This is a genomic window from Candidatus Kryptonium sp., from assembly GCA_025060635.1.
Taxonomy (GTDB): domain Bacteria; phylum Bacteroidota; class Ignavibacteria; order Kryptoniales; family Kryptoniaceae; genus Kryptonium.
This window is the reverse complement of sequence record JANXBN010000001.1, coordinates 860,291-872,548: the sequence shown is the minus strand read 5'-3', so window position 1 is coordinate 872,548 and position 12,258 is coordinate 860,291. Positions and strand designations below refer to the sequence as shown.

Genomic DNA, 12,258 nt, shown 5'->3' with positions numbered 1-12,258 from the left:
CAAATTTCAGCCAGTTGTGTTTCTAACCTTAATTCTGTCTTTGAAAGGTTCTTCTCTATCGGAAAAATCGGGACGGTAAAAATCTGGTGATTCCTCAAAATCTTGAATCCAGCCATTCATGAAGCCAAACTTATCCAAAAGATCAAGCACAGCAACATACTCGCTGAACATTATCCTTCGCGAAAGCAATGGATATTTAAATGCTTTATTTGTCGGATAATACTGCGACATAATGCTCAATGTTACATCAGTTCCCAATTCCTCCGCAATCCACCTTAACGAATCCACGCTTCCTGCAATCTCATTCGGCAAAATCAAATGTCTAATTATCAATCCGCGCTTCAAAATCCCATCCTCAATAATTAATTCACTCCCGACCTGACGCCACATCTCCTTTATTGCCATCCTTGAAAATTTAACATAGTTCGGTATCTTTGAATACTTCCAAGCCATTTCATCGTCGCTATACTTTATGTCAGGCAAATAAATGTCAATTATCCCATCAAGCAATTTCAAAACTTCAACTGAATCATACGCATTTGTGTTATAAACAAGCGGTATCCTCAATCCATTTTCAACGGCGATGTAAAGCGCTTTTACAATTTGTGGGACGAAATGCGTTGGGGAAACAAGCCCGATGTTATGACATCCTTTGTCTTGAAGCTCAAGCATTATCTCTGCAAGTCGTTCAAATGTTATCTCATTTTTTATCTCAATCCTCCAATTTTGACTTATTTGATAATTTTGACAATAAACACACCTCAAGTTACAATTTCCAAAAAATATATTCCCTGCGCCGTTAACTCCAACGAGGATAGGTTCTTCACCAAAATGTGGAACATAAGCAGAAACAATCGGTTTGTATCCCGAATAGCACCTTGCTATTTCGTTTTTTAATCTATTCACCCCACATTGATGCGGACATATATTGCACTTTTCAAGCATTGATTCAAGAATCTCAATTCTTCTTTTCAATTCGCCCGATTCATAAAGTTTAACATACGAAGGTATAAACATACGCTTATTTGCCAACTTTGTTTTACATTATGATCTCGCTAATCTCTTTGCGTTATTTATTGGCAAAAGTTCGCTCATATTTTCAAGTATAAAATTGACCTCGTCTCTAATTTCAAAATAATATCTCAACTCTGTTTCCCTGTCTCTTAGTTCTTCCTCCCTTTGAATTCTTTTATCGCTTCCCTCCTCTCTGTAAGATTGTTCTATCATTTCGTTGAAGAATTGTTTCCTTCCGGTTTTCAAAACATTCACTTGAATTTCCGTCCACTGGATAACATCAGAGATCAAATCATATATCTCGTATATATTTGATGCGGTCGGATTTCCTCTCAAAATTTTTAATAAGAATTCAAATTTCTCAATCGTCACATTTCCATGCCCAGCGATGTATCCAAGATACACTTTTAAAAATTCCTCGCGCCATTCTTCCTTCCAAAACTTATCGCGCAAAATTGCCTTGACTTTATCGCTTTCGTCTCTGAAAACAGCTTCAATCGCCTTTGAAAGTTGAGCCGAAGGTTTACAGTCAAGGTTTAGCAGGTTGACATATCTTCTTAAATTTACTTTGTTGAGTGGAAGTGAAAAATTTTTCTCAAAAAATTCATCACCTTTTTTCAAGACGATATAGAAACTTGCCGTTAGATTCTTTTCCTCAAGTTCCCTTATTATTTCTTCAACATCGCTTTCGGTTATTTCCATCTCATCAAGAATCTTTGAAAACAACGCTTTATCTTGCACTTTTGGCGTAAAGATCGGGGAGAAAAGTATGTCTATCTCGTAATCTTCAAGGTTTGGGATTTCCTCACTGAAGAATTTATCAATCTGATCAAGCGTATACGAATAATGCGATAAAATATGGTTCAGCACCTGCTCGGTGATCTGCTTTGGTTTTGTTAGCTCGGCTTGTATTGCTTCAATTAACCTTTGCTTCATTATTTTATTCCGAAGTTAGTTTTAAATTGTTAAGTTCATAAATCACGCTCAAAATTTCATTCTTTATTTTCTCCTTTGCTTCCTCGCTGGTTATTTTTTCTCCGTTAAAATCAAGAACATAAAACGAATCAACAATTCCATCAGTTCGTGTCGCTATTTTTGCGAAGTAAATGTTAAGTCCAAGCTCCGACATTTTTCTTGAAATCTTATATAAAAATCCAAGCGAATCAGGAGCGAAAACATCAATTATAGTATAATCTTTTGAATCCTCAAATTCAACGGCGATTTTAACATCTTTTCTCACCCTTTCAATTTTTCTTTTCCATCTTCTTCTATGTCTTTCAAAAAGTTCATCAAGATCAACGCGTCCGTTGAAAACATCTTCCATATCTTGTTTTATTTTTTCACATTGTTTTATTGTTAGCTCATCGCCAGAGATATAATCAAAAACTCTAAACTTGTCAATCACAATTCCATCTCTTCTTGTGAAAATTTTTGCGTCAAATATATTTGCATCATTTGCGGATAAAACACCACATATCTTCGCCAAGACAAATGGCGCGTCCTTCGTTATGACAGTTATCTCAGTATATCCATCTTTGTTAGAAAATATCAAAGCCACCTTCTGATTCCCCGACTTATCAATTGCTTTTATATGTTCAGCAATTTCAAGGTCAGTGAAAACATCAAGATATGAATCGTTCTCTACCAAGTTTTCAAAATGATTCTCAATCGTTTCAAGTCCCAATTTCTCCGATAAAGATGAGATCACCGCTTCAATTCTTTGATTTGCTCTTTCCTCAAACAACAGATAAACATCATCAAGTGTTAATCTATTTTCAACAATGGGCTTGGAGAGAAGATAAAGTTCCTCAAGTAGCTGAGCTTTCCAACTTGTCCATACATCTGGATTAACGGCGGAAAGATCCGCGTAGGTCAAAATATATAGCATGTCAATTTGTTCAACCGTCTCAAAATTTGTCGCAAATGAGTATAGTGTTTCCGGTTCATAAAAATTTCGGCGAAATGCGGTTTGCTCCATCAAAAGGTGATTTTTAACAAGGAAACAGACATCGTCAATTGCGTCGTAATTTATTTTAGTCAAAAAATCCCTTGCGATTTCAGCTCCAATTTCAGCATGACCGTCAATTTTGATAGCTTTCCCAGAATCATGAAACAAAATCGCAAGGTAAATGACATCCTTCCTACTAATGCGATTAAAAATTTTCCCAAGATTTGAATCATCTGCGTGGAGGCTTTCAGCTATTTGAATCGCCTTCAATGTATGCTCATCAACTGTGAAATAATGATAACGATTATGCTGATAAAGCCCTGTTAATTCACGAAACGCTGGGACATATTTCCCAAGTACCCCAAGTTCATGCATCAACTCAAGCGTTGATGCAACATTTGAATTTGAATTCAAAATTTGAATAAAAATCTCATCCACCTGACCTTTACCAGAAAAATCAATCCTGCCGAGGCTATTTATAATTGTCTGCTTCAAATCTTCATCAAAATCTGCACCTGTTCTACATTTGTGCAAAAACGCAGTGAAAATTTCCTCCGCATCAAGAAACTCTTTATATGTGTTAAGAATTATCTTTCCATTGTAAAGCGAAAATTTTTCATCCAAATTTTCAATTTCCCCAACTAATTCAACAATTAGGGATTTTTCAAATCTCGTCGTGAAAATTTTATTCAACATCAAAATTTCACGCGCCTTCAAATAATAATCACGCATAAAGATCTCAACGGCATTTCTATCACCGCTATCGGAATAACCAAGTTCAACTGCCACTTTTTCTTTGACATTAAAATCAAGCACATCTGTAAAGCCATCCACAGCAAGATGAAGTTTTATTCTCGTCCAGAGCAAAAATTCAAATGCATCAATGACAGCGTGAAATTTTTCCTCTGAAATTAAACCCTTTTTAAACATAACCTCAAGCATTCCCTTACACATTGACTGATCCTCGGGCAAATTCCAAAAATCGGGATCTGTGGATTTGAAAATCCACAATAATGTGTGAAGATCCCTCAACCCACCAGCGCTTTTTTTAACATTTGGTTCAAGAAGTTTTATCGTATTACCATATTTTTGATGTCTAAACCTATTTCCCTCAATTACTGCGTTGATGAATTTAAGCGAATTTTCACCAAGCGACTTACTTTTTATCTTCCGAACAAAATGTTCATATAAATTTCCATCCCCAAAGACAAATCTTGCTTCAAGAAACGATGCCCACGATTCAACATCAACCTCAAAAAGCTCAATGCATTCATCAATTGTCCTGAAACTATGTCCTATGCTAAATTTTGAATTCCATAAATTTTGGAAAAAATCTATAGCGACTTTTTCTAATTCACTGCTTTTTGATTCAACGAGGAACATTATATCAACATCTGATCTCGGGCAGAGCTCAACACGACCATATCCCCCGGTTGCGACGATGGCGAAAGATTTATCAATGTTTAATTTATCGCAAAGTGAAATTATAAATTTATCAAGCGATTGTGTCAATAGCTTTGTGATCTCAAAAGCACTTACTTCTTTTGGGCGAAAATTTTTAATTTTTTCAAAATCTATTCCAATTTCGGTTTTGACCTGCATGATTTTCACCTTTTGGTTTGCATAAAGTTAATTAAAATTTTTCAATTTTCAGAGTTTAACTTAAATTTGGATAAAAAACATCTCTGGCGTCATGCCGAAAGAGGTAAAACTTTGTAAAACTTCCGATATTCGCCCTGGAAAAGCAAGATCGTTTCAAATAGATGGTCTTGAGATCGCGATTATAAATTTAAATTCAAAATTCTTCGCTATTTCAAACATTTGTCCGCATCAACACACAAAAATTGTCAACAGCACTGATGCGATAATTGAGGGTGAAAACATCATTTGCCCAATGCATGGCTGGACATTTGAAATAAAAAGTGGAAAACCAGTTTACGGCTCTGGGAAATTGAAAACTTTTGAAATTATGTTAAAAAACGACGAGATATGGATAAAAATTGAAGATGAACACATCTGAGCTGACACAAAAAATAAAGCGGAAAGCAATTGAGATCGGTTTTTCCAAAGTTGGGATAGCGAAAGTTGAAAAACTTGAACATGAAGGAGTAAAACTATCGGATTGGCTATCCAAAGGTTATCATGCCGATATGAAATGGATGGGGAAAACATTTGATCAAAGAGTGGATCCACGACTTATCTTACCAGATGCGAAATCAATAATTGTTGTTGCTTTAAATTACTTTCAAAAAATTCCACCAGCCACATCTGAACAAGGCAAAATTTCAATCTACGCACTTGGTCAAGATTATCACATTGTTTTGAAATCAAAATTAGAGCGATTACTTGAATTCATCCGTGAAATTGTCCCAGATGTTAAAGCAAAAATTTATGTTGATTCTGGCGCAGTGATGGAAAAAGTTTGGGCTGTAAGAGCTGGGCTTGGATGGATTGGCAAACATACAAATTTAATAACAAAGGATCTTGGCTCTTGGGTCTTCATAGGAGAAATTATTTGCGATCTTGAACTCATCCCAGATGAACCAATCGCAGATCACTGTGGCAAATGCACAAGATGTATAGATGCTTGCCCGACAGACGCAATAGTTGAACCATATGTTTTGGACTCAAACAAATGTATCTCATATTGGACAATTGAATATAGGGGTGAATTCTTCCCGGAAGATATTTCAAAAAATTTTGCTAATTTAATTTTTGGTTGCGATATTTGCCAAGATGTTTGCCCGTGGAATATAAAATTCCAAAAAGAAACAAATGTCGCGGAATTTAAAGCATTTGACTATAACATAAATCCGAACCTGTTTGAGCTTTCAAAATTAACAGAAGATGAATTTAAATCACGCTACAAGTTAAGTCCAATAAAAAGAGCAAAGTTTTCAGGCTTTATGCGAAATGTCAAAAATGCTATAAAAAATTTGGTATGGCAAAAGATTTTAAATTTTGATTACAAATGCGCCATATTTGACCTTGATGGCGTCGTAGCTGATACTTTTAAACTTCACAGACAATCTTGGGGGAAAATATGTGAGATGTTTGGGCATAACTTAAGCGATGAAGAATTCAGAAAAATTATCTTTGGAAGAAGGGGCGAGGAAAGTGCAAAAATTTTATTTAACGGTAAAATAACCGAAGAAGAAGCCAAAAGAATTGGGATTGAGGTTGATAAAATTTTCAGAGAAATAGCCATCGGACAAGTAAAACCTGTGGATGGAGTAATTGAATTCATACTGATTTTAAAGCGAAAGGGGATAAAAATTGGGCTTGCGACATCTGCCCCAGTTGAAAATGTTGAATTAATATTTAACGAATTGAACCTAAACGGACTTTTTGATGTTGTTGTAACAGCAAAAGATGTAAGTCGTGGTAAACCTGCACCCGACATTTTTAATTTATCAGCTGAAAAACTTGGATGCAAAGCCCGTGAGTGCATCGTCTTTGAGGATTCAATCGCTGGATTAATAGCAGCTAAAAACGCCAATATGTTTGCTATCGGTGTTGAAACCACATTAGATAAAAACGAGTTAATTAACTACGCGGATATTTCAATAAAAAACTTTTTGGAGATTTTGGAAAATTTAAAAACAAACGAAGAAGTGAAAGATGCAACCGATTGAACACAGAAAACTTATAATCATAGGCTCAGGACCTGCTGGCTTAACAGCAGCGATATATGCTGCGCGTGCTGATTTACAACCGCTCGTTTTTGAAGGTTCTCAACCTGGAGGACAGTTGATGTTAACAACCGAAGTAGAAAACTTTCCAGGCTTTCCCAAAGGGATACAGGGACCAGAGCTAATGCAACTTATGAGAGAGCAAGCGGAAAGATTCGGTGCAAAGCTTGAAATGCTTGATGTTACAAAGGTTGATTTCTCAACAAGACCTTTCAAGATCTGGGCGGATGAAGATCTATACACAGCCGATGCAGTTATAATTGCAACTGGGGCTTCGGCGAAATGGTTGGGATTGGAATCAGAACAGAAACTTCGTGGATACGGCGTTTCGGCATGTGCAACTTGCGACGGTTTCTTTTTCAAAGATAAAGAAGTTGTTGTGGTCGGAGGCGGAGATACCGCAATGGAAGAAGCCCTGTTTTTAACAAGATATGCAAGCAAAGTAACAGTGGTCCACCGAAGAGATAAGCTAAGAGCATCCAAAATAATGCAAGATAGAGCCTTAAAAAATCCTAAAATAACCTTTATTTGGAACTCCGTCGTTGAGGAAGTATATGATGTAAGTCAAAGAAAAGTAACAGGAGTAAGATTAAGAAATGTCTTGACTGGTGAGACGATGGATTACAAATGCGATGGGTTGTTTGTAGCAATTGGACATCAACCAAATACCGAAATTTTCAAAGGTCAGCTTGAAATGGATGAGGTTGGATACATAATTACAAAGCCAGGTTCAACTGCTACAAGCGTTCCAGGCGTATTTGCAGCTGGAGATGTTGCGGACAAGGTATACCGACAGGCGATAACAGCTGCAGGAACTGGATGTATGGCTGCACTTGATGCGGCAAGATATCTTGAATCCCTACATGATTAACCTTTCTTAACCTTTAACCCTCGGAAAGCGGGCTTTTAAGCCCGCTTTTTTGTTTCTTGCTTGATTTAAAATTTTTATTTATTTTGACTTTGAAAAGTCAAACAAAACCCAACAAAAGATATGGATTATCACGATTTTGAAGATCGTGAAAATTTTGAGGAATTCCCGGAAAAAGAAAAAATCCAGGACAAGATAAAACAATATGAGGAGATATTGAAAAACCACGAAGGTGCTTATATAAATACTGAAATCGTGGAAGAATTGATAGACCTTTATCTGCTCTCTGGGCAGTATGAAAAAGCGCTCCCACATGTGCAAAAACTTATAGAACTTTTCCCCTACTCGTCAGATCACTGGGTGAGGAGAGGAATCATATTAAACAACATGTCCGAATTTGAAAAAGCCCTCCTATCATTTCACAAAGCATTGATGCTTAATCCCAACGAAGCAGATGCATGGGCAAATATGGCTATAACATTTGAAAATATGGATAAATCTGAGGAAGCGCTTGAATGTATTGAAAGGGCAATTGAAATTCAACCTTCAAATCCCGATTTTTTGCGTATCAAAGCCGACCTACTTGAAAAAAGCGAAAGATATTCCCAAGCAATTGATGTTTTAAAACAGTTAGCAGATCAAAAGCCGAACGATAAAGATATTTTACTGAAATTGGCAAACTGCTATGAAAAAATCGGCGATTTTGAAAACTTAAGTAATGCAGTTGATAAATGTCTTGAGATAGATCCATATGATTACGACCTTTGGTATAAAAAGGGGATCGCTCTTGCGAAAGCGAACCAACTTATAAAAGCAATTGAAAGCTTTGATATGGCGCTTGTCATAAAAGAAGATTTCACACCAGCACTTGAATTAAAAGCTGAACTTCTTTTCAAAATCGGTAGATACCTTGATTCAATGGAGGCATTTAAACAACTTTTAAAATATAAGCCAAACTCCGAAGTAGCTCTATTTTATATCGGCAATATAAACATAAAACTTGGGCAATACAAAGAAGCGATAAAATACTTCAATCAGGTTATAAAGTTGAATCCTCGCAATTATGTCGCTTACTACATTCGTGGAAATTGTTATGAAGCACTTGGCAGTTATAAAAAAGCACTTGCTGATTACACCACCGCAGCAAATCATAACCCAAAGATACCTGAACTTTGGGAAGCAAAGGCAGAATTAGAATATGAAACAGGGAAATTCAGTGAAGCTCTATCAAGTTATATGATGGCGATAAAACTTGATCAGAAAAAACCTGAGCTGTGGGTCGGAGCTGGGATGGCTTATGAACAGCTCGGCAGATATCAAGAAGCAGCACAAGCATATTACAACGCAATAAAAATTAATCCTGAATACGCTGATCCTTATTATCAGATCGGAAGATTGTTTCTTTTAGCAAATATGATTGATGAAGCAGGGCAATATTTTTCAAAAGCTTTTGAACTTGATAGTTCAAAAATTGAAGAGTTTGAAGACGAATTTCCAAGATATAAAAGATATTTAAAAAAGTGGCTCAAAAAATAAACGATGGCAATAACAGCGAAAGACTTAGCTGAGATCCGGATAAAAACCAAGTAAAGCGTTGATATTGAAGAACATACACGATCAAACAACATTAAGGTTTATTTTCCATTCTGATTGATTTCAACCAAAATACTACGGGGTTATGAAAATAGATTCAGATACAAAGCTTGTCGGGCTAATAGGACATCCTGTTTCTCATTCATTTTCTCCACTAATTCACAATACTGCTTTTGAAATACTTGAATTGAACTACAAATATGTGACTTTTGATGTTTTACCTGAAAATCTAAATGATGCCTTAAGAGGAATAGTTGCGCTTGGAATAAAAGGTGTCAATGTCACGATACCGCACAAGGAGACAGTAATTGAAAATCTTGACAATGTATCGCCGGAAGCAAGAATCGTTGGAGCTGTGAACACAATAGTAAATGAAAACGGTGTCCTTAGTGGTTATAACACAGATGTTTACGGCTTCACTGAATCGTTGAAAAAATACAAAGATATGATTACAAATACCCCTGCTTTCATATTTGGTGCTGGAGGTTCTGCAAGGGCTGTGATTTACTCGCTTATAACCAATTTTCAACCTGAAAGAATTGTCATAGCAAATAGGGATATTTCAAGAGCCGAAAGAGTTGCGCGATATTTTTCGCAAGTTCTTGGATATAAAAATTTTGAAGTAAAAGAATTTTTCTTTCCGGAAATCGCAGGTGATATAAAATCTGCGCGACTTGTGGTAAATACAACACCAATTGGAATGCACCCGAATATTGACGATCTACCAGTCCAAAGCGATGAGATTTTTCACGAAGGACAAATAGTTTATGATTTGGTCTATAACCCATCAATCACAAAATTTTTAAAGATCGCTCAAAATAAAGGTGCGAAAGTCATAAGTGGAGTTGAAATGTTGATTTTACAAGCGAGCAAATCATTTGAACTGTGGACTGGCAAAGAAATGCCAATTTCAGAAATTAAAAAATTTTTGCTTCCAAAATTAAAATCAAGAAAAAGAAAAAATGACTCTTGAAAATAAATACCAAAAACTCCGCACAATCTTGAAAGATATGGGCTCCGTCGTCATAGGTTTTTCCGGCGGAGTTGATAGCACACTGCTTGCGAAAGTTGCTTATGATGTCTTAAAAGATAAAGCAATTGCTGTCATCGGGAAATCAGACACATATCCAGAAGACGAATTAGCAGAGGCAATAAAACTTGCAGAAATGATCGGAATAAGATACAAAGTTATAAACACAGAGGAAACAGACAACTTAAAGTTCAGAGAAAATCCACCAGATAGATGCTATTATTGTAAAACCGAACTTTTCTCAAAGCTAAAACAAATAGCAATTGAAGAGGGAATTGAATGGCTTGCCGATGGAACAAATGTTGATGATCTCGGCGATTTTAGACCAGGGCTTAAAGCAGTGAAAGAAAATAATGTCCGGTCACCACTTCTTGAAGCCGGATTAACAAAGAAAGAAATACGAGAGCTGTCAAAAATTCTTGGGCTTCCGACCTGGGATAAACCTTCATTTGCTTGTCTTTCTTCTAGATTTCCATATGGATTGCCAATTGATAGAGAAAAGCTGAAAAAAATTGATAAAGCCGAATCTTTTCTTCGCACAAATGGTTTGAAAATTGTCCGCGTAAGATATGTTGACGAAAACACCGTTAGAATTGAAACTGATAACGCTGGATTTAAAAAACTTCTTGAAGACGAATTTAGACAAAAAGTTGTATATGAATTGAAAAATCTTGGATTTATTTACATCACGCTTGACCTTGAGGGATATAGAACTGGCAGTATGAACGAAGTTTTGAAACTCCAAAGCACTCAAATAGCAAAATGATATGAACATAGGTTAAAGATTTAAAGAAGACAACGACCTTGACAAGGCTATCGTCTTGAATGTTTAAAAAGTTAAGACACCAGGAATAGGCAATCTCTATGAAAGAAGAACTACCACCGAATAAAGCATGTTAAGAAAAATAAATTCACCAAAAGCGAAGCAAGCGTTTATCTCTCTTGTGTTCTTGAAGTATTTGATGAAAATTTTCCACTACTTGAAAAAACAGATTTGCTACAGAAAACTTAATTATCAAAGTCAAAGTTTAATCAAATCTTCGCAAGCTCTGATTTCAGATATTCAATCGGTTTTACAGGAGTCGGATCAACTTTGTTCAAAATAGCAAGATAGAAACTAACCCAATCACCGAGATAGATTTGTGAAAACAATCTCGCAAGTAGCGATTTACCTTCGGAATAGATATTCAAAACCTCACCGGCATAAGGTCTTATCAAATCATCTGTTATCTCAATTCTGTATTTTATCCTCTCATATTCGTTATCATCCCTCAAAATCACTATGCTGATTTTATTTCTCAATTCCCTTACACTCCCTTCAATTTCTCCAGACCATCCGACAATTTCATTGTGATTTAATTCAGGAAAGACATTAAAATGAGCTAACATTTTTGAATTTTCTTCAATCTGACAAACCCATCTCATTGCGACAGCATCAAACTTTCCAGATGAGTAAATAAATGGAATTGAACCAGTTAAGCGAATTGCTATTTTATATGCGAGATTTTCCTCGTGTTCGGGATTTGAATAAACTTTTGATTTCTCCTCAATCAGTTCTATCGTCTCTTTGATTTCTCTTTTCTTGTTTTTGACAAAGCCGAGATTTGAAAGGATAACAAGAATAGGAAAGAACGAATAACCAAGCGCTGTTCTTGGTGGATAGCCAGATGGAATTTTTACGATAGGATGTTTTTTCTTCAAAGCGATTTTTTCTATCTCTCCGTTTGATGTGATACAAATTATTTTCGCTTTTTTCTTTATTCCGTCGTTATATGCCGAGATAGTTTCCTCAGTGTTTCCAGAATAACTTGAAACAATAAGCAGAGTATTTTCATCAACAAATTTTGGAAGGAAATAATCACGGTTGACAATTATCGGGACTTTGATTTCATCAGAAAGATAAGAACGAAGCAAATCGCCAGCGATTGCAGAACCACCAAGCCCTGTGAGAAGTATTTTGTTTATTTTTTTAACTGGAAATTTGATCTTTGCACTTTCGCCTATCTTAACCGCTTCTTTGATCTGCTGGGCAAAATTGAGAATTTTTGAAAACATATCGGATTTATCATAATTCCTTATGTCGTTTAAAGTTAACATAGAACCTCCGTTTATT

Annotated in this window: 10 protein-coding genes and 1 pseudogene; 7 read left to right on the top strand and 4 right to left on the bottom strand. The window is 35.9% G+C overall.

Annotated features, from left to right (window positions below):
* Positions 1-6: 6 nt before the first annotated feature.
* Genes NZ923_04155 through glnD form a run of 3 tightly spaced genes read right to left on the bottom strand, consistent with a single transcriptional unit; the run spans position 7 to position 4,564 of the window.
* Positions 7-1,017 (bottom strand): radical SAM protein, encoded by a 1,011-nt coding sequence (locus tag NZ923_04155; protein ID MCS7229214.1) that lies wholly within the window; start codon positions 1,015-1,017, stop codon positions 7-9.
* 27 nt (positions 1,018-1,044) lie between these two features.
* Complete coding sequence (locus NZ923_04150) at positions 1,045-1,950, bottom strand: hypothetical protein (protein MCS7229213.1); 906 nt, start codon at positions 1,948-1,950, stop codon at positions 1,045-1,047.
* Between the two features lie 4 nt (positions 1,951-1,954).
* The gene (glnD, locus tag NZ923_04145) at positions 1,955-4,564 is read right to left on the bottom strand and encodes a [protein-PII] uridylyltransferase (GenBank protein ID MCS7229212.1); all 2,610 of its coding nucleotides are present in this window, start codon (positions 4,562-4,564) and stop codon (positions 1,955-1,957) included.
* Between the two features lie 91 nt (positions 4,565-4,655).
* Here glnD and NZ923_04140 point away from each other — a divergent pair, with 91 nt between their 5' ends.
* The 7 genes and pseudogenes from NZ923_04140 (at position 4,656) to larE (ending at position 10,911) form a co-directional block, all read left to right on the top strand.
* On the top strand, positions 4,656-4,982 hold the full coding sequence (locus NZ923_04140) for a Rieske (2Fe-2S) protein (protein ID MCS7229211.1): 327 nt from the start codon (positions 4,656-4,658) through the stop codon (positions 4,980-4,982).
* Positions 4,969-5,904, top strand: a pseudogene (gene queG, locus NZ923_04135) (tRNA epoxyqueuosine(34) reductase QueG). Before NZ923_04140 ends, queG begins: the two are co-directional and overlap by 14 nt.
* The gene (locus NZ923_04130) at positions 5,899-6,597 is read left to right on the top strand and encodes an HAD family phosphatase (GenBank protein MCS7229210.1); all 699 of its coding nucleotides are present in this window, start codon (positions 5,899-5,901) and stop codon (positions 6,595-6,597) included. The pseudogene queG and the gene NZ923_04130 overlap by 6 nt, the downstream one beginning before the upstream one ends.
* A complete protein-coding gene (trxB, locus tag NZ923_04125) occupies positions 6,584-7,525 on the top strand; it encodes a thioredoxin-disulfide reductase (protein MCS7229209.1) in 942 nt (313 codons plus the stop codon). Before NZ923_04130 ends, trxB begins: the two co-directional genes overlap by 14 nt.
* A gap of 120 nt (positions 7,526-7,645) precedes the next feature.
* Entirely contained in the window at positions 7,646-9,058 is a 1,413-nt protein-coding gene (locus tag NZ923_04120) for a tetratricopeptide repeat protein (GenBank protein ID MCS7229208.1), read from the top strand.
* 142 nt (positions 9,059-9,200) lie between these two features.
* Positions 9,201-10,088 carry a shikimate dehydrogenase gene (aroE, locus tag NZ923_04115; GenBank protein MCS7229207.1) on the top strand — a complete coding sequence of 296 codons (888 nt, stop codon included), beginning with the start codon at positions 9,201-9,203 and terminating at the stop codon, positions 10,086-10,088.
* Entirely contained in the window at positions 10,078-10,911 is an 834-nt protein-coding gene (larE, locus tag NZ923_04110; protein ID MCS7229206.1) for an ATP-dependent sacrificial sulfur transferase LarE, read from the top strand. Before aroE ends, larE begins: the two co-directional genes overlap by 11 nt.
* 266 nt (positions 10,912-11,177) lie before the next feature.
* Here larE and NZ923_04105 read toward each other — a convergent pair whose 3' ends face one another.
* Positions 11,178-12,242, bottom strand: coding sequence for a bifunctional phosphoglucose/phosphomannose isomerase (locus tag NZ923_04105; protein MCS7229205.1), 1,065 nt, complete (start codon positions 12,240-12,242; stop codon positions 11,178-11,180).
* Positions 12,243-12,258 lie beyond the last annotated feature (16 nt).